Origin of the sequence: Micromonospora sp. DT227 (assembly GCF_049841835.1) — a bacterium.
In the GTDB taxonomy this organism is placed as follows: domain Bacteria; phylum Actinomycetota; class Actinomycetes; order Mycobacteriales; family Micromonosporaceae; genus Micromonospora.
On the sequence record NZ_JBNCLA010000003.1, the window covers coordinates 12,905 to 36,669 of the forward strand.

Consider the following 23,765-nt stretch of genomic DNA (forward strand, 5'->3'; position numbering starts at 1 on the left):
GGTTCACTCCCCGTCGCCGGCGTCGCGGGCGCAGCGGAACCCGCTGAAGATCTGCCGCCGGATCGGGTAGTCCCAGTTGCGGAACGTGCCCCGGCACGCCGACCGGTCGGTGCCGAACGAGCCGCCGCGCAGCACCCGGTGGTCGTCGCCGAAGAAGACCTCCGAGTACTCCCGGTACGGGAACGCGGCGAAGCCGGGATGCCCCCGGAACGGGCTGGCGGTCCACTCCCAGACGTCGCCGACGAGCTGGTGCACGCCCAGCGGCGAGGCGCCGTCCGGGTAGGCGCCCACCGGCGCCGGCCACAGGTGCCGCTGGCCCAGGTTGGCGTGCGCGGTGCCCGGGTCCTCGTCACCCCACGGGTAGCGGCGGGAACGGCCGGTCGCCGGGTCCCACCGGGCCGCCTTCTCCCACTCCGCCTCGGTGGGCAGCCGCTTGCCGGCCCACGCCGCGTACGCCTGCGCCTCGTACCAGCAGACGTGCACCACCGGCTCGTCGTCGCGCACCGCGGACCAGCGGCCGAACCGGCGGTACGCCCAGCCGTCGCCGTCGCGCCGCCAGTGCAGCGGCGCGCTCAGCCCGGCCTCGACCCGGTGCCGCCAGCCGGCCCCGCTCCACCAGCGCGGCTGGTCGTACCCGCCGTCGGCGATGAACGCGCGGTACTGCCCGTTGGTCACCGGCGTCGCGTCGATGCGGTACGCGGGCAGGTCGACGGTGTGCGCCGGGCGCTCGTTGTCCAGCGCCCACGGGTCGGTGGAGGTGCCCATGGTGAACGGCCCGGCCGGCACCAGCACCTCACCGCCGACGTCGACCCGGGGTTCCGGCGGCGGTGACGCGTCCAGCACCGGGGCGCCGGCGCGCAGTTGGTGGGTGGCGAGCATCGTCTCGTCGTGCTGCTGCTCGTGCTGCACGATCATGCCGAACGCGAAGCCGTCCTCGACCAGCCGGCGGTCGGTGAACCGGATGCCGTCCAGCAGGTCGTACACCTTGTCCCGGACCGTCCGCACGTACGCGCGGGCCTCGGCCGGGGGCAGCAGCGGCAGCGCCGGCCGGTCCTTGCGGGGCTGCTTGAACGCGTCGTAGAGGTCGTCGACGTCGCGGCGCACCGGCTCGCGCCCGCCGACGTCGCGGACCAGCCACAACTCCTCCTGGTTGCCGACGTGCGCCAGGTCCCAGACCAGCGGCGACATCAGGGTGGAGTGCTGCCGGACCAGGTCGTCGTCGTCCACCGCGTCGGTCAGCAGCGCGGTGCGGGCGCGGGTGCGCTCCAACTCGGCCGCGATCCGGTCGCGCAGCCGCTCGGCGTCCGTGCCCGGTCGCTCGGTCGTGGTCACCGCTGTCCCCTCTCCGCGGCGGCGCGCCGCCGCCGGATCGCTCGGTGCGTCTCGTCGTACAGGCCGGCCGGCAGGTTCAGCCCCGGCAGGGCGGCCAGGGCCAGGTCGAACAGGGCCGCCGCGGCGGTGGCCAGCGCGGGGTCGGCCAGCCCGTGCCGGGCCGCGTCGTGCCACCGGTCGGCGACCGGACCGGCCGCGGCGAGCGCGTCGCCCGTGGTCGTCCGGTCGGCGAACAGCGCCGCCAGCACCGCCAGCGGCACCGTCCAGTCCCGGCCCGGCTGGGCGTCCAGGTAGCGCAGTTCCAGGTAGCCGCGTGGGCGTACCGGCGGGAAGAGCGTGCTGACGTGGTATTCCAGGTCGTCGGTGGTGGGTGGGCGGGGCAGCGCGCCGGCCAGCCAGTCGGTGAAGGTCACGTCCGCCGGCGGGGTCCAGTCCGGTCCGTCGCCGCGGACGCACAGCAGCGGCGCGGCGAGCGCGTAGTCGGTCCAGGCCGCCACCGGGTCGCGGTCGGCGCCGGCCGGCGACCAGACCGGACGGGTACGCGCCGGATCGATCGCCAGCCAGGCGGCCATCCGCGCGGACGCCCAACCGGTGGGCCGGCCGGCGTGCCGGTCGGCGGTGGCGAACGCGGCCAGCAGCGGCGGCCCGACGGCGTGCGCGGTCGCCCAGCGCTGGGCGAGCTGGTCGGGCTCGCCGGCGTCCAGGCAGACCTGGAGCCCGGCCGTGCTGTACATCATCGCCCGCCCGGCCGGTCCACGCCTGTCGAAGACGTCCCGCATGGCGCGGTAGCGGGCGGTCTCCACGGCCGGTCGGGGCGGACGCCACGGGTCCATGCCGGTACGGCCCAGCACGAGGCCGGCGGCGTCCAGTCGGGTGCGTAGCTGCGTGATGTCGGCCTCGGTGGCCGAGATGAGCGCGGCGACCGACGGTCGCGGCGGGGTGGAGATCTCCACCTGCCCGCCGGGCTCCACGGTCACGGTGCCGCCGCGCCGGAGCTCGTCGGTCGGGCTGGTGGGGTCGAGGGTGACGGGGCTGTGCCGTCCCAACGCTGCGCGCAGTCGCTCACGGTCGACCGGTCGGGTCGGGTCCGCGGCGTCGTGCACGGTCCATTCCAGTTCGACGCCGGTGAGTGTGGGTGGACCGGTCTTGAAGCAGATCCGGGCCAGGTGCCCGCGCGCCGCGGCCTCGTCCCCCAGGACGGTGGCACGATCCAGCTCCGGCGACATCACCATGTGGCGGCTCCTCTCCCCGGGGACGGGCGACACACCGTCGCCCTGGGCCCGGCCGGTCCGGCACGGGGCCCGCGCCTTCCCCATCCTCTGTCTAGCAGACGGAATTCGCGCGCCCGGAGAGATGAATTTTTGTCCGGAATCTGATTGCGCCGGCGCGGGTCAGTCCTCGTCGTCGTCCTGGTCGCCAGCCCCGGGCTTCCGCGTGTCGTCCGCCGGCTTCTTCGGTGTCGGATCGGCCGGCGTCTTCGGGGACGGCTTCCCCGCCGGCGTCTTCGGGGACGCCGCCGGCACCAGGGTCCGGCAGTAGCTCTCCACCCGGTCGGGCCCGCCGGCGGCGGCCACCAGGTCGGCGAAGCCCGGGGTGGTGAGTGCCCGGGCCCGCTGCGGCTCCGACTTGGCGAGGTAGGCGCGGCAGTGACCGACGAGCGCGCCGCCGACCGACGGCGGCGCGGCGGGCCGGCTCCCGGACGGCGTCCCCGACGGCGTCCCGGACGACGAGGCCGCACCGGAGGCCGCACCGGACGGACCGGCGGGGGTCGACCGCGACGGACCGGCGACGGTCGGGGCGGGGCCCGCCGTGGTCGGGGCCGGCGGAACCACCGGTTGCGGGCTCCGGTCCAGTCGCACGGCGGCGAACGCCACCCCGGCGACCGCGGTGGCGGCGAGCCCGGACAGCGCGGCGGCGACGCGGAGCCGACGACGCGGACGGGACGCCGGAACCGGCGCGGCGACCGCCGGCGCGGCCCGGGCGGCCCGGAAGGCGGCGAGCGCCCGTTCCTCACCGTCGAGTTCCCCCGCGGTGGCCGGGGCCGCCGCGGCGGCGAGCAGCCGGGTCAGCGGGTCGGCGTCGGCGGGCGGCACGGCGTGCACGGCGTCGAGCAGCCGGTCGGACTCCGCCCGATCGGCGGGCCCGTCGGATCGGTGAGGTCTCATGCCGTCTCCCCTCACGTCAGCCCTCCGCCGGCTCGGCCTCGGACGCGTGCGGCGCCTGGCTGTCGGTACGGGGCCGGGGCCGGACCGCGCCCGGCACGTCCTCCGGCGCGGCGCGCTCCAGCAGCGCGGCCAGCCGGCGCAGCCCGCGGTGCGCCGCCGTGCGTACGGCGCCGGCCCGCCGGCCCAGCACCTGCCCGGCGGTCTCCGCGTCGAGCCCGATGACGGCCCGCAGCATCACCGCCTCGGCCTCGGCCGGTGGCAGCGTGCGGATCAGTGCCAGCGCGCTCTCGGTGCCGAGGGCCTCGCCGGCCCGGTCGGCGGTGTCGGCGTCCCCGGCCAGGTCGTTGAGGGCCTGCACGGGCACCGGGACCACGGGCCGGCGCCGTTGCCGCCGCAGGTGGTCCATGGCCCGGTTCCGGGCGATGGTGACCGACCAGGCGCGGAACTCGCCGCCGGTGAACGACGGCAGGTCCCGGGAGATCTGCAGCCAGGTCTCCGAGGCCACGTCCTCGGCGTCGCCCCCCACCAGCGTGGTCAGGTACCGCAGCAGGGCCGGCTGCAGGCTGCGGTAGAGGAAGCGGAACGCCTCCTCGTCCCCGGCCTGGGCCGCGGTGACCGCCTCGTTCAGCTCACTGGTCACGGTCGCCGCCCGGGCCCCGCGATCGCGGGTCGGGCGTCCGTCGACGCGGGAGACCACACCGCCATCCGCACCCCCGGGCCCCCCGCTGAACTGATCGGCGCCGGGCCGAGCCCGGGACGCACGCTGGATACCGCCGCCCGGCACGGCCGGCGGCGGGACATACCGTACCGGCGTCGCGGGGCGACCGGGAGCCGGGCCGACGTCGGGAGCGCGACCGGCGGGCGGCATGGCCCGGACGGCCGGAAAACCGAGAGAAATGTCTACCGGCGAAGGCGGCGTGTCGGTGTAACGAAGGCCACCATCGAGTCGCTGCTCCCGCGTGGGAAGCGGACAGCCGCCGGGAGACCGGCATTTTCTGGCCGATCGTACCCGGCCGGTCACGGTCAGCCCACCGCCGCCGCGCCCTCGGCCGTTCGGCCGACCGGGGCGCAGCCGCTCGCCGACGGCCGCAGGAGAGATCGCCGGAAATACTCCGCGACCGCTGTGGGTACGGTATGGGGATGCTCTCCTCCGACGTCGTACTCAGCGGTCGGTACCGCCTGGAAGACCGTGTCGCCACCGGCGGCATGGGCGACGTCTGGCGGGCCAAGGACCTGGTGCTCGGCCGCCAGGTGGCCGTCAAGGTGCTGCTTCCCGCCCTGGTCCGCGATCCGGACTTCATCGCCCGGTTCCGCTCCGAGGCGCGGATCATGGCGTCGCTGCGGCACCCCGGCGTGGTGCAGGTCTTCGACTGCGGCGAGGACGAGCTGCCCGACGGCAGCCGGGCCGACTACCTGGTCATGGAGTTCGTCGCCGGCGAGCCGCTGTCCCGGCGGATCGAGGACGCCGGCCACCTCGAGGTCGACGAGACCATGTCGATCGTGGCCCAGACGGCGCAGGCGCTGCACGGGGCGCACGGGCGGGGCATCGTCCACCGCGACGTCAAGCCGAGCAACCTGCTCGTGCAGGACGACGGCACCGTGGTGCTGGTCGACTTCGGCGTGGCCCGGTCCACCAACGTCACCAGCATCACCAGCACCAACGCGGTGCCCGGCACCGCCCTCTACATGGCGCCCGAGCAGGCCGCCGGCCGCCCGGTCACCGGCGCCACGGACGTCTACGCGCTCGGCGCGGTGGCCTACTGCTGCCTGACCGGCAGCCCGCCGTTCACCGGCGACAACCCGCTCCAGGTCGCCGTGCGCCACCTCGACGACGAGCCGCCGGAGCTGCCGGCGGAGATCCCGGCACCGGTCCGCGAGCTGGTGGCCCGGGCGCTGGCGAAGGACCCCGCCGACCGCTACCCGAGCGCCGCGGCGATGGCCGACGCGGCCCGGGCGGCGCGTACCGACTCGCCCACCGCGACCGTGCCGGCGGCGCTGCGCGGCGCGGCCGGGCCGGGGCACACCCGCGACGAGCAGCCGGTGGCCCGGCCGGCGGCCATGGTCGCGCCGCCGCGCCGCCCCGGCCGACGCGGCGCGCTGGTCGGCGCGGCGGGCGCGGTGCTGGTGGCGGTGACCGCCCTCGGCGCGCTGCTGGCCGCCGCCCGGGAAGCGGACGCGCCGGCCACCCGGATCGACTCCACCCGGCCGGCGGTGGCGCCGAGCAACTCGGTCGCGGACACCGCGGTCACCGGGGGGCCGTCGGCGGACGACGAGGACTACACCTACCGCCCGGTCGGTCCGAACGAGCGGCCCTCGGCCTCGGCCTCGGTGACGCCGAGCGCCTCGCCCAGCGCGTCGGTCGAGCCGAGCCCGTCGCGCGTGCCGTCGACGGCGCCGACCGCGCCGAGCACCGCGCCGACCACCAGCGCGCCCCCGGTCGAGACCACCGCGCCGACCGAGACCACCACCACCACGACCGCCCCGGCCGGCGGCGACCCGGGCGGCGACCCGGGCGGTCAACCGGTCGCCGGCCGCTGACCCACCGCCGTCGCGCGGGCCGGTCCCGCCACCCGGGCACCGGCTCGCGCCCGGCGTCCGGGGCGGCGACGGTGGTCAGTCCGCGCCGAGCGCCGCCACCACCGGCCGGGCCAGCGCGCGCCGGGCCGGCAGGACGGAGGCGAGCAGCGCGGCCAGCACCGCCACCGCGACGATCAGCCCGAGCCGCCCCCACGGCAGCACCACGGTGAAGTCGCCACCGACGCGGGCCACCACCGCCATCGCGCCCGCCGCGACGGCGATGCCCAGCGCGACGCCGAGCACGGTGCCGACCAGCGCGGTGAGCACCGCCTCGACCGCGAGCGCCGCCCGCATCCCGGCGCGGCTCAGGCCGACCGCGCGCAGCACGGCGGTCTCCCGGGTCCGCTCCACCACCGACAGGCTCAGCGTGTTGGCCACCCCCACCAGCGAGATGACCACCGCCAGGCCGAGCAGCACCGTGACGAAGCCCAGCACCAGGTCGACGGTGCCGGTGAGCATCCGCTTGTAGGCGGCCTGGTCCAGCACGTTGACCGTCGGATAGCGGGTGACCACCGACTCGACGGCGGACCGGGCGACGTCCGGGCTCACCCCGTCCGCCGGGTCGATCTCGGCCAGGTAGCCGCGTTCGGCGGGGAAGAGGCGGCCGAAGTCGGCGTCCACCAGCTCCACCGCGTACCCCGTCGGCACCCGGCTGCCGGCCGTCGCCGGCCGGTCGTCCGCCACCACGGCGGCGACCCGGAACGGCCGGCCGGCGACGGTGACCGTCGTGCCGACCGTCCAGCCCCGGGCGGCGGCCAGCTCGCGGTGCACCAGCACCGAACCCGGCCCGAACGCGCCCGGGTCGCCGGCGTCCACGGCGGACAGCGTCCGGCGGACCAGCGCCGGGTGCGCGGCCCGCACCTCGACGCCGTCGGTCACCCGGCTGCGCTGCTCGTGCACCACGCCCAGCTCCGGCCGGGCGGCCAGCTCGTCGACGAGCCGGGCCGGCAGCTCCCCACCGATGCCGGTGACCAGGAAGTCCACCCCGACCCGGGCGTCCACCGCGCGTTCGATGCCGGCCTTGACGCTGCCGGCGCCGACCACGAACGACGAGACCAGCCCGATCCCGATCACCATGGCCGTGGCGGTGGCCGCGACCCGCCGCGGGTTGCGTACCGCGTTCGCCACGGCCAGCGTCGCCGGGGTGCCGAACAGCGCGCCCAGCGGCGCGCCCAGCACCCGGACCAGCGCCGGCACCAGGACCGGACCGAACGCCACGATGCCGCCGAAGGCCAGCAGTCCACCGGCCGCCACCAGCGGCACCTGCCCGGTGGTCCCGGCGCCGAGCAGCGCCGCGACACCGGCGGCGAGGATCAGCGCCCCGACCGCGAGGCGGACCCGGCCGGCCGGGCGGGCCGGCCGGGTCGCCGCGTCGGTCAACGCGGCCACCGGCGCGACCCGGGTGCCCTGCCAGGCCGGCAGCGCCGCGGCCAGCACGGTGAGCAGCACGCCCGACCCGAGCGAGAGCAGCACCGTACGGGCCGTCACGGTGATCCCGTCGGCCACCGGCGCCCCGGTGCCGCCCAGCAACGCGCCCAGCCCGGCGGACAGCGCCAAGCCGGCCAGCACGCCGAGCACGGAGGCGAACAGCCCGGTCAGCGCCGCCTCGACCAGCGTGGCCCGGTAGATCTGCCCCCGGGTCGCGCCGACCAGCCGGAGCAGCGCGGTGCGCCGGGAGCGTTGGGCGAGCACGATGGCGAAGGTGTTGGCGATCACGAAGCCGGCCACCACCACCGCCACCGCCGCGAACGTGCCCAGCAGCAGCTCGAACTGCCGCAGGTCGCGCACCGCCTCGGCGACCGCCGCGTCGAGCACGGCCGCGCGGTCCCGGACCGGCACGCCCGGCCCCACCACCGCCCGGACCCGGTCGGCCAGCGCCGCCGGGTCCGCCCCGGGCCGGGCGGCCACCATGATCCGCCCGTATCCGCGCTCGCCGCCGACCGCGAGGGCGTCCGCGCCGGTCAGGCCGATGAACGAGCCGCCGACGTCGCGGTTGGTGCCGGCCACGTCAACGGCGCCGACAAGCGTGTACGGCCGGGCCGCGCCGCCCGCGCCGCCGACGGAGACCGGGGCGCCGAGCACGAACCGCTGCCGGGTGACGGTCCGCTCGTCGAGCACCAGCTCGCCCGCGCGCTGCGGCAACCGCCCGGCGACCACGTCGTACGACTGGAGGGCCGGTTCGGTGGGGATCGCGGCGAGGACCGCGTACCCGAGCACGGGCCGGCCGTCCGCGCCGACCACGCCGGCGGTGCCGGTCAGCTCCCCCGCGGCGGCGGCCACCCCGTCGACCGCGCGGACCCGGTCGACCAGGGCCGGTGACAGCGGCCGGGAGCCGGCGTACGCGGCCAGGTCGGTGTGCCTGTCGAACGCGCCGGCCCGCTCGTACGCGCCGGCCCGCATGCCGTCGGTGAGCATGAGTGTGCCGGCGACGAACGCGACGCCGAGCACGATGGCCAGCGAGGAGAGCAGCAGGCGCAGGCCCTCGGCGCGGACCTGGCGCAGGGTCAGGCGCAGCATCCCGCTCACCGCCCCACCGGGGTCACGGCCGGGTCGAGCCGGGCGAGCGCGTCGCGGACCTGGCCGGTGGTCGGCCGGTGCAGTTCGTCGACGAGCCGGCCGTCGGCCAGGAAGACCACCCGGTCGGCGTACGCCGCGGCGGCCGGGTCGTGGGTGACCATGACGACGGTCCGGCCGAGCGTGTCCACCGCCTCGCGCAGCAGGCGGAGCACCTCGGCGCCGGCGCGCGAGTCGAGGTTCCCGGTCGGCTCGTCGGCGAAGATCACCCAGGGGCGGGTGATCAGCGCCCGGGCCACCGCGACCCGCTGCTGCTGGCCGCCGCTCAGCTCGGCCGGCCGGTGACCGAGGCGGTCGGCCAGTCCGACCGCGGCCGCCACCTGCCGCAGCCAGGCCGGGTCGGGCCGCCGGCCGGCGATGGCCAGCGGCAGCACGACGTTCTCCTCGGCGGTCAGCGTGGGCAGCAGGTTGAACCGCTGGAAGACGAAGCCGATCCGGTCCCGGCGCAGCCGGGTGAGCCGACGGTCGTCGAGCCGGGACAGATCCGCCTCGCCGATGCGGACCGTGCCGCTCGACGGCCGGTCCAGGCCGGCGAGGCAGTGCAGCAGCGTGGACTTGCCGGAGCCGGAGGGGCCCATCACGGCGGTGAACCGGGCGGCGGCCAGGTCGAGGTCGACGCCGTCCAGCGCGACGACGCGGGACTGCCCGACGCCGTACTCCTTGCGCAGGTCACGGGCGGCGAGCGCGACGCCTGTGGTCGGGGTTGCGGGCAACGTGGTGCTCCTGTCGGACGCGGTCTGGTGACCCTTCCGACGCTAGGGCCGGCACCCCGGCGGTGATCTCCACCGGCGCGCTCGACCCGCGTACGCCTCCGGTCGCGCAGCCCGGTCGCACCGGTACGCCCGGAGGCGTACGCCGGGTCAACCGCCGGGCGTGACCAGCCCGCTCTCGTACGCCAGCACGACGGCCTGCACCCGGTCGCGGAGCTGGAGCTTGGCCAGGATGCGGCCCACGTGGGTCTTCACGGTCGCCTCCGCGACGTGCACCCGGGCGGCGATCTCGGCGTTGGACAGCCCCTGCGCCACGAGCAGCAGCACCTCCCGTTCCCGCTCGGTGAGCTGGGCCAGCCGCGGGTCCTCGGCCGGGGCCGCGCCGAGCTGCCCGGCGAACCGGTCGAGCAGCCGCCGGGTGATCGACGGCGCCACCACCGAGTCGCCCTCGGCGACCACCCGGATCGCGGCCAGCAGCTCCTCCGGGGGCACGTTCTTGAGCAGGAAGCCGCTCGCCCCGGCGCGCAGCGCGGCGAACGCGTCCGCCTCGGTGTCGAACGTGGTGAGCGCCAGCACGCGCGGCCGGCGTGCGGCCGACCGGGCGCAGATCCGTCGGGTCGCCTCCACCCCGTCCATGGTGGGCATCCGCAGGTCCATCACCACCACGTCGACCTCGACCCGGTCCAGTACCCGCAGCGCGTCCGCGCCGTCGATGGCCTCGCCGACCACCGCCAGGTCCGGTTGGGAGTCGAGCACCATCCGGAAGCCGGCGCGCACCAGCGCCTGGTCGTCGACGATCATCACCCGCACGGTCATGCCGCCGCGCTCCCTTCCTCGGTGCCGGCTGCCGCGGGCAGCGGCAGCCGGGCCTCCACCCGCCATCCGCCGGCCAGCGTGGGGCCGGCGGCGAGGCTGCCGTCGTACACCCCGACCCGTTCCCGCATGCCGACCAGGCCGTGCCCGCCGGACGGCGCCGGGCGGACCACCGGGCGACCGCGCCCGTCGTCGACGGCCCGGACCGCGACGGCGTCGGTGGCCCAGTCGAGGGTCAGCTCGACCGACGCGCCCACGCCGGCGTGCTTGAGCGCGTTGGTCAGGCTCTCCTGCACCACCCGGTAGACGGTCAGCTCCAGGCCGGGCGGCAACGCCACCGGAGTGCCGGCGCCGCCGCAGTCGATCCGCAGCCCGGCGGCGCGGAACCGGTCGAGCAACGCGGGCAGCTCGACCAGCGCGGGACGCCGGTGCGCCGGCTCGTCGGCCATCGCGGCCGGTTCCGGCCGGCTGGGTTCCCGGAGTACGCCGACCAGCCGCCGCATCTCCTCCAGCGCCTGCCGGCCGGTGTCCGCCACCACCTTGGCCGCCTCGCGCGCGGTCGCCGGGTCCCGGTCCAGCGTGAACCGCACGCCGTCCGCCTGCACGATCATGACGGCCATGCTGTGCGCGACCACGTCGTGCAGCTCGCGGGCGATCCGGGTGCGTTCCTCGGCGACCGCGGCCCGCGACTCGGCCTCCCGCTCACGTTCGGCCGTCGCGGCGCGCTCCTCCAGGCTGAGCACGTAGAGCCGCCGGGTGCGGACGTTCAGCCCGACCAGCCAGACCGCGCCGGTGACCAGGCCGTAGTAGAGCGCGCCGGCCCACCAGTGCGCGGCGGCGGGGAGCTGGAGCGCGGCGATCAGCACGCCGATCGCGGCGCCGACCCCGGCCACGATGCCGTCCCGCAGCCGGTCGGCGTACTTGACCACGCTGTAGAGCGCGATCAGCACGCCGAGGTCGTAGCCGAGCGGCCCCCAGCCGACGATCACCTGGGTCAGCGCGAGCGCGGCCACCACGGCGGCGACCGCGGTCGGATGGGTGCGCCGGAAGAACAACGCCACCGCCATCGCCACGCCGACCGCGAACGCCGGCAGCCCACCCTGCTCGCCCAGGAGGGTCAGCACGGCGAGGAGGACGACCAGCCCGGAGGCGGCGGCGTCGAACGCGACGCCGCGTACCGGGCGGCCGAGGATCAGGCGGTCCACGGTCACCCAGCGTACGGGGCGGGCCGGGCGTGCTGCCGGGGCCCGGTCAGTGGGTGAGGAGGGCCCGCATGCGGGTGATCTCGGCGGACTGTTCGACGGCCACCGCGTTGGCGAACTCCTGCATGGCCTGGTCCGCGCCGACCTTGAGCAGGTCGGTGGACATCACCACCGCGCCCTGGTGGTGGGCGGTCATCATCTGCACGAAGAGGCGGTCGAACGCCGCGCCCCGGGCGGCGGCGAGCTGCCGCACCGCCTCGGCGGACTGCATCCCGCGCATGGTGGCGTGATCGTGTCCGGTGACCTCGGCGGGCAGGTCGCGGGTGCTGAGCCAGGCCCGCAGCACGCCGACCTCCGGCCCCTGGGCGGCCCGGATCCGGTCGGCGACGGCACGGATCCGGGGGTCGGCGGCCCGGTCGGGGGCGAGCGTCGCCATCTCCAGCGCCTGCTCGTGGTGCGGGATCATCATCCGGACGTACCAGACGTCGAGGCTGTTGAAGCGCGGCGCCGCGTTGCGGACCTGCCCGCCGTCGTGGGTGGCGGCCGGCTCTCCCGGGCGTCCCGGCACCAGCACCGGCGGCGCCGAGCCGGTCGCGGTCGGCGTGGTCGGGGCGGTGGCGGCCGGGCTGAGCCGGGCCGCCGCCGGACGGCTGTCGTCGCGCCCGGCCAGCGCCAGGCCGCCGAGCACCAGGAGCGCCACCAGCGCTGTGACGGGAAGCCACACGCGTGCCTGCCGGCCGGTCATACGAGCCTCCCTCCGGTCGAGGTGACAGCGATCCTATCCAGAGCGTAAAGTTCCTCGATGTGACCGGCGTCACATTGATGACGGTCACCGATCGGTAAGGTGTGGCGAATCATCATCCCCCTTTCGAAGGGTGTTGCCGATGATCAACATCCGCATGTCCCGTACCCGGACCGTCAGCCTCGCCGCCGCCGGCCTGCTGCTCGCCGGCGTTGTCGCCGCACCCCCGAGCAGCGCCCAGGAACTCCCCCGCGCCCAGGCGGCGCCGGCCACCGCGGACAACGCCGTCCCCGGGGTCGACGAGATCTCCAGCAGCCCCAACCTGCGTCAGGTGGCCAACCTGCCGAAGCAGGCCCCGTTCGACACCACGGCCGCCCTGGGCACCGACATCGCCTTCCAGGGCCGGTACGCGTTCGTCGGCAACTACGACGGCTTCGTCATCTACGACGTGTCGCGGCCGAGCCGGCCGTCGATCGTGGCGCAGGTGCTCTGCCCCGGCTCGCAGAACGACATCTCGGTCAGCGGCGACCTGCTGTTCCTGTCCACCGACTCGTCGCGCACCGACGACTCGTGCGCCAGCACCGCCCAGCCCGCCTCCGTGAAGGAGTCCTGGGAGGGCATCAAGATCTTCGACATCCGCGACAAGCGCAACCCGCGCTACATCAAGTCGGTGGAGACCGCATGCGGGTCGCACACCCACACGCTGGTGCCGGGCAAGAACCGGCGCGACGTCTACCTGTACGTCTCGTCGTACAGCCCGCGGGCCGAGTTCCCGGACTGCCAGCCGCCGCACGACTCCATCTCCATCGTCAAGGTGCCGGTGAAGAACCCCACCACCGCCTCGGTGGTGGCCACGCCGAACCTCTTCCCGGACGGCGGCTACCCGGGCATTCCGGGTGAGAAGTCCGCCACCACCGGCTGCCACGACATCACCGCGTACCCGTCGAAGGACCTGGCCGCCGGCGCGTGCATGGGCGACGGCATCCTGCTGGACATCAAGGACCGGGAGGCGCCGCGGGTCATCGAGCGGGTCACCGACACCGAGAACTTCGCGTTCTGGCACTCGGCCACGTTCAACAACGCCGGCACCAAGGTCGTCTTCACCGACGAGCTGGGCGGCGGCGGCGCGGCCACCTGCAACGAGGTCGTCGGCCCGAACCGGGGCGCGGACGCCATCTACGACATCACCGGTCGCGGTGACGCCCGCAAGCTGGCGTTCCGCAGCTACTACAAGATCCCCCGCGTCAACGCCGACACCGAGAACTGCGTGGCGCACAACGGCTCGCTGATCCCGGTGCCCGGCCGCGACATCATGGTCCAGGCGTGGTACCAGGGCGGCATCTCGGTGTGGGACTTCACCGACTCCGGCACGCCCACGGAGATCGCCTACTGGGAGCGCGGCCCGCTGGACGCCACCCAGCTACGCACCGGCGGCTCCTGGTCGGCCTACTGGTACAACGGTCACATCTACTCCAGCGACATCCAGAAGGGACTGGACGTGCTGGAGCTGCGCGACCCGCGCACCTGGCTGGCGCAGTTCCTGCTGGTGCCCGAGCTGAACGCGCAGACCCAGGGGGGTTACCTGAGCTGGTGACCTGACGACGGCGGCACCGGGCCCGGCACCCCCGAAGGGGGCCGGGCCCGACCCATGGGAGGGGACCCGGGACATGACGATCGAGCAGCGGACCGCCGTGCCGACGGACGCGCAGATCCGGGCGTTGCACGAGCGGCACGCGCCGACGGAGGCGGCGTTCCACCTCGTCTGGACGCACTGCCGGATCGTGTGCGAGGTGGCGGAGCACCTGCTGGAGCGACACGGCGCGGGCCTGGACGTCGCCCTGGTGCGGGCCGGCAGCCTGCTGCACGACATCGGCGTCTACCGCCTCCACGACGCCGTCGGCCGGTTCGACCGGGCGAACTACGTCCGGCACGGCGTGCTGGGCCACGCGCTGCTGCGGGAGTCGGGCCTGCCCGAGACGCTCGGCCGGTTCTGCTCCCGGCACACCGGGGTGGGCCTCACCCGCGCGGACGTGCTCCGGCAGCGGCTCCCGCTCCCGGTCGCGGACTGGACCCCGGTCACCGAGGAGGAGGTGCTGGTGATGTACGCGGACAAGTTCCACAGCAAGACGACGCCGCCGACGTTCGTCACCGCCGCCTCGTACTCGGCGGCCGTGCGGCGCTTCGGCGCGGACAAGGTCGCCCGGTTCGCGGCGCTCGTCGAGCGGTTCGGCGAGCCGGACCTCGAGGTGCTCGCCCGCCGGCACGGGCACCCGGTCGGCTAACGCATCGGCAGCCGGTAGTCGCGGGCGCCGCCACCGGCGGTCACCAGCCGCACCTCGCCGCTGCGCAGCCCGTACGTCACCGACCAGCGGGTGTGCGACTGGCGGACCGCGTCGAGCAGGCGCAGCGCGCCGGCGGCGTCGACCGTCCCGCCGGCCCGGTCCAGCTCCCGGGCCAGCACGCCGTACCGGTGGTCCTGGCGCAACTCCCGGTCCGGCACGCCGACGGCGGGCACGTTGGTCAGCGCCTGCCAGGGGCCCCGACGCTTGTCGACGCGCAGTCTCCCGTCGACGAACTCGACCACGGCGGACGCCCCGGTGGCGTCGGCGAGCAGGTAGTGCAGCGGCGGGCCGCCGTCGAAGTCCAGGTTGTACCGCTCGAACACGGCCACCGCCTCGTCCACCGTGGCCGCCGCGTCGAGCACCAGGCGCAGGATGCGCACCGAGCCGACGGTGGGCCGCCCGGCCACCGGTTCGGCCCGCGCCCCGTCGTCGGCGGCGAGCCCCACGGCGAGACCGCGCTCGTTCATCCCGTCGAACGGCAGCAGCGGCGCGTCGAGCAGCCGTCGGTCACCGGCCGGGTCGGCGGGGACGCCCAGGTAGGAGATGTCCACGAGCGAGATCGAGGCGTACCCGTCCGGCGGGTCGGTGCGCAGCACCAGCGCCGGGTTCGGCTGCCAGTCGAAGTTGCGGGCGAACAGCGGCCGGTCCCGGTCGGCGAGCGCGGCGAACAGCGAGCAGCCGAACGGGCTCGGCGGCGTGCTGTCGGCCACCCCGGCGGTCGGGTCGTAGTCGCCGACGTAGGTCATCTCGTACAGCGGCAGGTCGTCGACCTTGCGCAGGCTGGCCAGCGTGCGCTCGGCCTGGCCCGGGTCCTGCCGGGACGCGGTCGGGGTGCCGACGCCGGCCGGCCCGGCCGACGGACGGCTCTCCCCGCAGCCGGTGCCGAGCAGCAGCAGTGCGAGACCGGTGGCGATGAGCGTCCTCCGCATGCCCGAGACGCTAGAAGAGACCACGCACGATGTCCATCGAGGAACCAGCGCGAACCGATGCTCAAGGGGTACGCCGCGGGTTGACCAGCCGGCGCACCATCGGCGCGGCGTTCCACCGGGCCGCCCCGACCAGGTCCCGGGCGTGTTCCAGCACGGTGTAGTCGGGCCGGGCCACGCCGTCGGCGATGGCCCGGTCGAGGTCGTTGCCGCACCGGGTGAGCACGCTGTCGAAGTCGCGCCGGACCGGCTCCAGCAGGTCGTAGCCGAAGGAGCGGTGCAGCCGGGCGAAGAGCGGCTTGTAGAGCCGGGCCCGCTCGTGCAGCCCGGACGAGTAGGACATCGGGTTCTTCGGCCGGCGCCGGACGTAGTCGGGCAGCAGGTCGGCGAAGGCCCGCCGGACGATCCACTTCTCCTGCCCGTCCCGCAGCTTGAGGTCCAGCGGCAGCCGCATGGCCAGCTCGACGACGCTGAGGTCGAGGAACGGCACCCGGGCCTCCACGCCGTGCCCCATGCTGGCCCGGTCCACCCGCTGCAACTCGGTCCGGCACAGGTTGCGGATCTTGTGCAGGAACAGCCGGCGGGACCGCTCCGGCCCGACCTGGTGGTACATGGGATAGCCGCCGAACAGCTCGTCCGAGCCGTCGCCGGTGAGCACCACCTTCACGCCCAGCTCGCGCAGCCGCCGGAAGATCGGCACCGAGACCACCGCGTTGATGATGTCGCCGTACTCGGTCAGCTCCGAGATCCGGATGGCCTCGCGCACGTCGGCGCGGCGGATGTCGCGCGGGCGCAGCTCGATCACCTCGTGCGGCACGCCGAGGTCGGCGGCGAGCCGCCGCGCGTACGCCACGTCGGGGCTGTCCGGGGCGCCGACGGTCACCGCCACGCAGTCCGGGTGCAGCTCCCGGGCGTGCAGCAACGCCAGCGAGCTGTCCAGGCCGCCGGAGAGCACCACACCCACGGTGAGGTCGGTGTCCAACCGGATCCGCATGGCGTCGGTGAGCGCGACGCGGACGAGCAGGGCGGCCTCGTCCGGGTCGTCGATCACCGGCAGTCCGGCGCCGAGCGTGAGCAGGTCGACGTGCGGGCGCAGCCGGACCGGATCGTCGGGCCCGGCCCAGCCATGGTGCCCCGGCGGCACCTCGTTGATCGGCGCGCCGTGCCCGACCAGCGCCTTGACCTCGGAGGCGAGGTGCAGGCATCCCGGGCCGCGGGACCAGTAGAGCGGCTTCACCCCGAGCGGGTCCCGGGCCAGGTACGCCCGACCGCCGGCACGTTCGGCCACCACGAAGGCGTACTCGCCGCGCAGCCGGCGCACCGCGCCCTCGCCCCACTGGCGGAACGCGGCGAGCACCACCTCGGTGTCGCCGGTGGTGCGGAAGACGTGGCCGAGCCGGGTCAGCTCGGCGCGCAGCTCGTGGTGGTTGAAGACCTCGCCGTTGAAGCAGAGCAGGTGCCGCTCGTCGGGTGAGACCCAGGGCTGCACGGACCGGTCCCGGTCCACGATCCGCAACCGGCGTACGCCGGCCAGCAGGCCGTTCTCCTGCCGGGTCTCGGTCACCTCGCCGCGCGGGGCCAGCGCGGCCAGCATCCGCCGGAAGGTGGCCGGGTCGGCCTCCGGGCCGATGCTCAGCGCGATCCCGCACATCGGGTCAGCACCCCATCTCGGCCTCGTACGCCCGCCGGTACCGGCGACGGGCCGAGGGCGCGAGGCAGAGGTGCCAGGCCTGTCCCTCGTCGACCACGTTGATCTCGCCGGCCTCCTGCCGGCCCAGCAGCAGCTCGGCCAGGGCGGTACGCGCGCCGAACCGCTCGTACCAGTCGAGTTCGACGTCGGCCGCCCAGCCCAGGCAGTGCCCGCTGGGCACCATGGCGGCGTACCCCAGCCGGCGCAGCCGGTACTGGTGCTCGGCGCTGCGGGCCAGGCTGGTCACCCAGAGCGGCGGCGTGCCGACGCGGGTGACCGTGGCGAACTCCCGGGCCAGGTCGTTGAGGAGAGCGATCATCTCGCGACGGGCCCGGCGGAACAGCAGACCCGCGGTACGCGGGCTGGCGTCCGGGCGGACCCGGCGCCGGACCGCGTGCAGCCCGCGTCCCAGCACCGTGGCGGGCTGCTCGCGGTAGCGGAACTCCAGCAGCCCGCGGCGGCGCAGCCACTCCAGGTCGACGAGTTCGGTGCTGGTGCGCACCTGGTCGTCGGTGCGGAAGGTCGGGCTGTCCCGCCACCACAGCACGTCGACGCGGGAGAGCAGGAAGATCCGGACCAGCGCGGTCAGGTCGTGCGCCGAGCTGCGCGCGTTGGGCTGGTAGCGGGCCATCTCCAGCAGCAGCGTCTCCCGCGCGCCGACCAGCCCCTGCGGGGTGGCGTCCAGGACCGCGGCGATGGCCGGCTCGCGCAGCCGCTGGTCGAGCAGCACCTGCCGGGCGGTGGTCGAGGGCGCGTCCGCCAACGCGCCCACCTCGACCAGCAGGTCCGCCACCGCCGCCCGGTAGGCGGCCAGGTCGGGCCCGGCGGCGTGCCGGTCGACGGCCGGCAGCCGGCGGGCGGGAGCGGTGGACGCGGCGGTGGGGCCGGGCTGGCGACCGGGGCTACGGCTGGGCACTCGCATGGTCTGGCGTCCCCTCTCGTCGGGACACGGTGCAACGGGGTCTGCACCTCACGTAATCACCCGGGACGGGAGTGCCGGGGGCAATGCGCCCACTCTCCTCCGAACGGTTCTTTACAACGTTGTATCCAACGCTGTACAAACGTGTGCACCGCAGTGACCTCCGTCTACTCCGAGGCAGGCCCGATGCGACACCTCCACCGCGGCGGCGTGCTCGCCGCCGTACTCACCCTGACGCTCGCCGGGGCGACGCCCGCGCCCGCCGCCGGGCCCGACCGCTACCGCAACCCGGTCTCCGCCGGGTTCGCCGACACCTTCGCCGATCCGGTCGTGGTCCGCGGCGACGACGGCATCTGGTACGCCTTCGGCACCTCCGACCCGCTGCGCGAGGGCGAGGGCCGGGCCCACCGGGTGCCCATCGCCCGCTCCACCGACCTGGTCGACTGGAGCTACGTGGGTGACGCGTTCAGCGCCGACCAGCGGCCCGCCTACGCCGCGCCCGGCTCCGCGTTCTGGGCGCCCGACGTGCGCCGGATCGGCGGGCGATGGGTGATGTACCTGACCGTCACCGACACCACCGTCTCCGACGACACGTTCGACACCGCCGTCGGCGTGGCCACCGCGCCAAGCCCGGCCGGCCCCTGGACGTTCGTCGACACGCCGGTGGTCGCCCCGCGCCCCGGCGCCGGCGGCGGCTACCTGTGGACCATCGACCCGAGCCAGCTCACCGGCGCCGACGGCCGCTCCTACCTCTACTACGGCAGCTACTACGGCGGCATCTCGGTCACCGAGCTGACCCCCGACGGGCTGCGCGCGGTCGGCACGTCGACAGCGGTCGCGGTGGACAACAAGTTCGAGGGCGCGTACGCGCTGCGCCGCGACGGCTGGTACTACCTCTTCGCCTCCACCGCGAACTGCTGCGCCGGCCCGGCCACCGGCTACTCCGTCCAGGTCGGCCGCGCCCGTGACCCGCGCGGCCCGTTCGTCGACCGCGAGGGCCAGCGCCTCGACGTCTCCCGGGCCGGCGGCACGCCGGTGCTGACCCAGAACGGCAACCGGTGGATCGGCACCGGCCACAACGCGGTGCTCACCGACCTGTCCGGGCAGGACTGGATCGCCTACCACGCGATCGACCGGGCCGACCCCTACCTGGACGAGCCGTTCGGCGTCAACGAGCGGCCGATGCTGCTGGACCGCCTCGACTGGATCGGCGGATGGCCGACCGTGAACGCCGGCGCCGGCCCCTCCGACGGCGCCCGTCCCGCGCCGGTCACCAGCGGTCGCGTCGACGCCCGCTTCGACACCGCCGACCTGCGCGGCTGGCGGACCGGGTCCGGCTCGTGGCGGGCCACCGGCGGTGTGCTGACCGGCACCGGGACGCTCACCTCGCGTACCGGCCTCGGCGGCGACCTGCGGGTCGAGACCGACCTGCGGCTGACCGGCGCGACCACGGCCGGGCTGCGGCTCGGCACGGTGGACGTCCGGGTCGGCGGCGGCCGGCTGGCCGCCGGGACCGCCAGCGTGCCGCTGCCCGCCGGCACCGACCTGCGCGACCGGCACAACCTCGCCGTGGAGGTACGCGGGCGGCAGCTCGTCGCCACGCTCGGCCCGTCCCGGCTCGGCGACCCGGTCGCCCGGGTGTCGGTGCGGCTCCCCCGGCCGGCGGACGGCCCACTGGCGCTGCGCGCCGAGGGCGGACCGGCCGAGTTCGACAACGTCAGCGCCGCCCGCCTGTACCGCCCGGTGCGGCACGAGGTCGCCCCGCCCCGGGTCGGCCCGGTGCTGCGCGACTGGTCCGACGAGTTCTCGGGCGGCCTCGACCCGGCCTGGCGGTGGGTGCGCCAGGACCCGGCCGCGACCGTGTCCGGCGGCGCGCTGCGCTGGCCGGTCCAGGACGCCGACCTCTCCGGCACCGCCAACACCGCCGGGGTGCTGCTGCGCGACGCGCCGGCCGGTGACTACGTGGCGGAGACCAAGGTGACGCTCGACCTGGGCGAGGAGACGGTCCGCAACTACCAGCAGGCCGGCCTCGTCGCGTACGTCGACGACGACCGGTTCGCCCGGCTGAGCCAGGTGGCCATCTGGAACACCCGGCAGGTCGAGTTCGGCTACGAGCTGCCCTTCGCCGGCCAGCCGGTCTACGGCGGCAGCATCGTCGGCGCCCCGGGGACCACGACCTGGCTGCGGCTGGCCCACCACGTCGACCGGGTCACCGGCGAGCACGAGTTCCGCGCCGGCTCCAGCCGGGACGGGACGCACTGGACGTGGGGCGCGGTGTGGACCTTCCCGGCCGACACCACGCCGCGGATCGGCCTGGTCGCCCACGGCGGCGCGACGCCGGCGGTGACGGCGGAGTTCGACTACCTCCGCTTCCACCGCTGACCGCGTCCGGGGCCGCCCCCACCGCGTGGGCGGCCCCGGCTCAGCCGCCGGGGCGCGGGCAGGTGGCGGTCAGCTCGGTGACGGTGCGGGTGTCGCCGTCGTAGCTGCGGGCGGCCACGAACTCCCCGCCCGGGCGGTCCGCGGCGGCGACCGCCCGGGCGCGGCGGCGGTCCGCCCCCCGGAAACGCAACGCCAGGCTCAGGTGCGGCACCCAGCGACCGGGCAGGTGCCACGGGTGCGGGCCGGACGCCTCGGCGAGCACGTCCCAGACCGCGCCGTGCAGCGCGACCAGCTGCGGCGTCGGACGGACCAGCCAGACCAGCGGCGCGCTGCCGTCGAGGACCGCCAGCCGGTCGAGCCGGACGGGCAGCGGCAACGCGGCGTCGCAGAGGTCGGCGAGGCGTTGCTCGGCGCCGGGCGGGAAGTCGTCGACCGAGGCGAGCGTCAGGTGCGGCCGGTTGGTCGGGTGCGTGTTGCGGGCGAGGCTGGGCAGGCCGGCGGCGGCGAGCCGGCTCCAGGCTGCCCGCACCGTGGCGTCCAGCTCGGGTGAGCAGAGCAGTTCCACCGTCCGCACGGGATCAGGCTAGTCCCCGGCGGACGGCGGGGACGTCCGGTACCCGGTTGCGGACCGCCCGGGTCAGAGCCAGCCGGCCTCGCGGGCCCGCCGGACCGCCTCGGCCCGGTCGGCGGCGCCGAGTTTCTGCACGCAGGCGCTGAGGTGGTTGCGGACGGTCCCGGCGGCCAGGTGGGTCCGGCGGGCGATCACCGCGACCGGGGTGCCCAGTTCCGCCAGTCGCAGCGTCTCCAGCTCGCGCGGGGTCAACGGGCACTCGGGCAACGTCAACGCGTCGGCGGCGAGCGCCGGGTCGACGTAGCGCGCGCCGGAGTGCACCCGGCGGATCACGTCGGCCAGCGCGCCGCCGGGAGCGCCCTTGGCGAGGAACCCGCGCGCCCCGGCCGCCAGCGCCGGCCGGAGCTGGGCGGGTCGGCCGTGACCGGTGAGGATCACCGGGGCGCACCCGGGCAGCAGGCGGGTCAGTTCGGCGGCGACCGCCACGCCGTCGGGCGGCGGCATCTCCAGGTCCAGCACCGCGACGTCCGGGCGGTGGGCCAGCGCGGCGGCCAGGGCGGCCCGCCCGTCGGCGGCGTGCGCCACCACCTCGATGTCCGGTTCCAGGTCGAGCAGCGCGGCCAGCGCGAGCCGGATCAACTCCTCGTCGTCGGCCAGCAGCACCCGGATCACGGCGTCACCGGCACGGTCGCCACCAGGCTGAACACGCCGTCCTCGGTGCAGGCCCGGACGCGGCCACCGGAGGGGGCGAGCCGGTCGGCGAGGCCACGGAGGCCACCGCTGAAGGCGTCCGGGCCGTCGCCCCGGACGCCGTCGTTGCGTACGGTCAGCGTCACCAGCCCATCGTCCCGGGTGATCTCGATCCGGCACCAGCCGGCCCGGCTGTGCCGCAGCACGTTCGTGCCGGCCTCGCGCAGCACGGCGGCCAGGTCGGCGGCGACCGGGGCGGGCAGCGCACCGACCGGCGACTCGACCGTGCAGCGCACCCCGCTGGAGCGCAGCACCTCCCCCACCGCCGCCGCCTGCTCGGCCAGGTCGACGGCGCGGTAGCCGTGCACGGTGGCGCGGACCCGGGTCAACGCCGACGCGGCGAGCCGACGCGCCTCGGCCGCCTCCCGCCCGGCGCGGGCGGCGTCCACCGACGCCAGCCGCTCGGCCAGCTCGGCCTTCAGCGCGATCACGGTGAGATCGTGGCCGAGCAGGTCGTGCACGTCGCGGGCGAACCGCAGCCGCTCCTCGGTCGCGGCGAGCCGCGCCCCGGCCGCCTGCCCCTGCCGGGCCTCGACCAGCAGGTCCCAGAACCACACCTGGACCCAGGTGAGCAGCGCGATCCCGGCGCCCACCCCGCCGGCGACCAGCAGCGCCGTGGGCAGCGGTCCGCCGGTCGCCACGGTGACCCCGGCCGCGGCGGCGAGCACCCCGGCCGCCGCGGCCACCGCCACCGCCGGCCGGAACAGCAACGGCGTCATGCCGACCAGCGACGCCCCCAGCCACGCCCAGGTCGGCCAGGCGCCGCCCGCCACCGGGCCGACCAGCGGCAGGCTGAGCAGCGCGGCCACCGCCAGCGCGAGATGCCGGCGGCGCCGGGCCGGGGCGGCGAGCCAGGGCGTGACCGCCGCGTGCAGCACCGCCACCTGGGCCACCGTGAAGCCGAGCAACCCCAGCACGCCGAGCACCGCCCGCACCGGGTCCGGCTCCCGGAGCAGGCCGACGGCGGGCAGCAGCACCGTGGTCCACCCGTTCGTGCCCAGCGAGAGCAGGGTGACGCGCCGGGCCCGGCGCAGCCGGTGGTCCGCCGGATCGACAGTCATGCCCGCCGATCCTAGGGGTGGCACGCCGGGTCCGTGCCAGCTCAGTGACGCGGAAAGAAAAATGCTAAGACAGTTTCCGGGTCAACTGTTGTGACAGCAAAAGCAATTCACCTTTCTCCGGGTGCATTCCCCGGGATCGGATGATACGAATGGGAGCGGGGAACGGAATTCGCGTTGACCAGCCGCTCAGGTCGGCTTGACCAGCGCTGATGCGAGCCGGGCGAACGCCGGACGCTTCCACCCCACCCTGCGCCCCGACGCAGGAACAATTGCCGGTGTCCCACCTCGCGTGGGACGAGAAAGAGGAAGAGGAAATGTCGCGAGTCACCCGCAACATGATTCGTTCGCTGTTCGCCGCCGGATGCGCGGCCGGCCTGGTCGCGGTGGCCGCGCCGCCGGCCAGCGCCGCGACGTACACCGGATACCTTCAGGGCACCTGCGCGCAGGCCTCGGGCAGCGCCTACCGGCTCCAGATGAAGATCCCGGTGAACGAGCTCAACGTGCCCGTCGTCTACGCCAACGGCAGCACCGGCACGGTCAGCGCCACCACCGCCTTCATGACCATGAACGTCGAGTGGTGCTCGAACGGCAGCTCGGTCACCTACGCCAAGATCGTGTCCAGCAACGCGGACCGGACCAGCGGCGGCGTCACCACCAACCTCGAACGGAAGAGCTACACCAAGTCCGGCACGCCGCCCACCGCCGTCGGCGGGCCGTACACGCTCGGCACGGCGGCCACCTGGGGGCGCAACTTCTCCGGCACCGTCAGCGGACAGCCGTTCGGCGTCGGCGGATCGCTGACGTTCACACCGGCGAACTTCACCTCGACCATGACGGTCAAGGTGTACCCGACCGACGCCCGGGTCGAGTGCACCGGCACCGCGGTCGGCCACCCGGAGTTCTGCTCCCTCAACTACTGATCCGAACAGCCCGTGCGGCGACGCTCCCTCCGCACCGGGGGGGGGCGGGGGCCCACGGCCGCGGACCAGGCGACTGGGACGCCGGTCCC

The 23,765-nt window shown here is 75.6% G+C and carries 20 protein-coding genes; 5 read left to right on the top strand and 15 right to left on the bottom strand.

Annotated elements, in window-relative coordinates:
• Positions 1-3: 3 nt before the first annotated feature.
• The 4 genes from egtB to ACLQ2W_RS12385 form a co-directional block, all read right to left on the bottom strand.
• Positions 4-1,332, bottom strand: a complete 1,329-nt coding sequence (gene egtB, locus ACLQ2W_RS12370; protein WP_425786504.1) for an ergothioneine biosynthesis protein EgtB — start codon at positions 1,330-1,332, stop codon at positions 4-6.
• The gene (egtA, locus tag ACLQ2W_RS12375; protein ID WP_405089644.1) at positions 1,329-2,564 is read right to left on the bottom strand and encodes an ergothioneine biosynthesis glutamate--cysteine ligase EgtA; all 1,236 of its coding nucleotides are present in this window, start codon (positions 2,562-2,564) and stop codon (positions 1,329-1,331) included. The genes egtB and egtA overlap by 4 nt, the downstream gene beginning before the upstream one ends.
• Before the next feature lie 159 nt (positions 2,565-2,723).
• Complete coding sequence (locus ACLQ2W_RS12380) at positions 2,724-3,497, bottom strand: hypothetical protein (RefSeq protein WP_425786505.1); 774 nt, start codon at positions 3,495-3,497, stop codon at positions 2,724-2,726.
• Between the two features lie 16 nt (positions 3,498-3,513).
• Positions 3,514-4,137, bottom strand: coding sequence for an RNA polymerase sigma factor (locus ACLQ2W_RS12385; protein ID WP_425786506.1), 624 nt, complete (start codon positions 4,135-4,137; stop codon positions 3,514-3,516).
• A gap of 500 nt (positions 4,138-4,637) precedes the next feature.
• On the opposite strand from ACLQ2W_RS12385, the gene ACLQ2W_RS12390 reads away from it, so the two are divergent.
• On the top strand, positions 4,638-6,035 hold the full coding sequence (locus tag ACLQ2W_RS12390; protein WP_425786507.1) for a protein kinase domain-containing protein: 1,398 nt from the start codon (positions 4,638-4,640) through the stop codon (positions 6,033-6,035).
• A 75-nt stretch (positions 6,036-6,110) separates the two neighbouring features.
• Here ACLQ2W_RS12390 and ACLQ2W_RS12395 read toward each other — a convergent pair whose 3' ends face one another.
• The 5 genes from ACLQ2W_RS12395 to ACLQ2W_RS12415 all read right to left on the bottom strand — a co-directional run bounded on the left by ACLQ2W_RS12395 (position 6,111) and on the right by ACLQ2W_RS12415 (position 12,118).
• On the bottom strand, positions 6,111-8,591 hold the full coding sequence (locus tag ACLQ2W_RS12395; protein WP_425786508.1) for an ABC transporter permease: 2,481 nt from the start codon (positions 8,589-8,591) through the stop codon (positions 6,111-6,113).
• A gap of 5 nt (positions 8,592-8,596) precedes the next feature.
• Positions 8,597-9,361: an ABC transporter ATP-binding protein gene (locus ACLQ2W_RS12400; protein ID WP_425786509.1), complete on the bottom strand. Its 765-nt coding sequence runs from the start codon at positions 9,359-9,361 to the stop codon at positions 8,597-8,599.
• A gap of 147 nt (positions 9,362-9,508) precedes the next feature.
• On the bottom strand, positions 9,509-10,174 hold the full coding sequence (locus ACLQ2W_RS12405; RefSeq protein WP_281941658.1) for a response regulator: 666 nt from the start codon (positions 10,172-10,174) through the stop codon (positions 9,509-9,511).
• A complete protein-coding gene (locus ACLQ2W_RS12410; protein WP_425786510.1) occupies positions 10,171-11,382 on the bottom strand; it encodes a sensor histidine kinase in 1,212 nt (403 codons plus the stop codon). Before ACLQ2W_RS12410 ends, ACLQ2W_RS12405 begins: the two co-directional genes overlap by 4 nt.
• Positions 11,383-11,422: 40 nt before the next feature.
• Entirely contained in the window at positions 11,423-12,118 is a 696-nt protein-coding gene (locus ACLQ2W_RS12415; protein WP_425786511.1) for a DUF305 domain-containing protein, read from the bottom strand.
• 154 nt (positions 12,119-12,272) lie between these two features.
• Here ACLQ2W_RS12415 and ACLQ2W_RS12420 point away from each other — a divergent pair, with 154 nt between their 5' ends.
• Both ACLQ2W_RS12420 and ACLQ2W_RS12425 read left to right on the top strand, forming a co-directional pair.
• A complete protein-coding gene (locus ACLQ2W_RS12420; protein ID WP_425786956.1) occupies positions 12,273-13,709 on the top strand; it encodes an LVIVD repeat-containing protein in 1,437 nt (478 codons plus the stop codon).
• 73 nt (positions 13,710-13,782) lie between these two features.
• Complete coding sequence (locus ACLQ2W_RS12425; RefSeq protein WP_425786512.1) at positions 13,783-14,397, top strand: HDIG domain-containing metalloprotein; 615 nt, start codon at positions 13,783-13,785, stop codon at positions 14,395-14,397.
• Here ACLQ2W_RS12425 and ACLQ2W_RS12430 read toward each other — a convergent pair.
• The 3 genes from ACLQ2W_RS12430 to ACLQ2W_RS12440 form a co-directional block, all read right to left on the bottom strand.
• Positions 14,394-15,386, bottom strand: coding sequence for a linear amide C-N hydrolase (locus ACLQ2W_RS12430; RefSeq protein ID WP_425786513.1), 993 nt, complete (start codon positions 15,384-15,386; stop codon positions 14,394-14,396). The genes ACLQ2W_RS12425 and ACLQ2W_RS12430 overlap by 4 nt on opposite strands.
• Before the next feature lie 61 nt (positions 15,387-15,447).
• Positions 15,448-17,034, bottom strand: a complete 1,587-nt coding sequence (locus ACLQ2W_RS12435; protein WP_425786514.1) for an asparagine synthetase B family protein — start codon at positions 17,032-17,034, stop codon at positions 15,448-15,450.
• A gap of 4 nt (positions 17,035-17,038) precedes the next feature.
• Complete coding sequence (locus ACLQ2W_RS12440) at positions 17,039-17,995, bottom strand: hypothetical protein (RefSeq protein WP_425786515.1); 957 nt, start codon at positions 17,993-17,995, stop codon at positions 17,039-17,041.
• 183 nt (positions 17,996-18,178) lie between these two features.
• Between ACLQ2W_RS12440 and ACLQ2W_RS12445 the strand changes: the two genes are divergently transcribed.
• Entirely contained in the window at positions 18,179-20,374 is a 2,196-nt protein-coding gene (locus ACLQ2W_RS12445; protein ID WP_425786517.1) for a family 43 glycosylhydrolase, read from the top strand.
• Positions 20,375-20,414: 40 nt separating this feature from the next.
• Here ACLQ2W_RS12445 and ACLQ2W_RS12450 read toward each other — a convergent pair whose 3' ends face one another.
• The 3 genes from ACLQ2W_RS12450 to ACLQ2W_RS12460 form a co-directional block, all read right to left on the bottom strand.
• Positions 20,415-20,948, bottom strand: a complete 534-nt coding sequence (locus tag ACLQ2W_RS12450) for a 2'-5' RNA ligase family protein (RefSeq protein ID WP_396778016.1) — start codon at positions 20,946-20,948, stop codon at positions 20,415-20,417.
• Between the two features lie 63 nt (positions 20,949-21,011).
• Positions 21,012-21,617, bottom strand: a complete 606-nt coding sequence (locus ACLQ2W_RS12455; RefSeq protein ID WP_396778014.1) for a response regulator — start codon at positions 21,615-21,617, stop codon at positions 21,012-21,014.
• Positions 21,614-22,756 carry a sensor histidine kinase gene (locus ACLQ2W_RS12460; protein WP_425786518.1) on the bottom strand — a complete coding sequence of 381 codons (1,143 nt, stop codon included), beginning with the start codon at positions 22,754-22,756 and terminating at the stop codon, positions 21,614-21,616. Before ACLQ2W_RS12460 ends, ACLQ2W_RS12455 begins: the two co-directional genes overlap by 4 nt.
• 314 nt (positions 22,757-23,070) lie before the next feature.
• Here ACLQ2W_RS12460 and ACLQ2W_RS12465 point away from each other — a divergent pair, with 314 nt between their 5' ends.
• Positions 23,071-23,676 carry a hypothetical protein gene (locus ACLQ2W_RS12465; protein ID WP_425786519.1) on the top strand — a complete coding sequence of 202 codons (606 nt, stop codon included), beginning with the start codon at positions 23,071-23,073 and terminating at the stop codon, positions 23,674-23,676.
• Positions 23,677-23,765 lie beyond the last annotated feature (89 nt).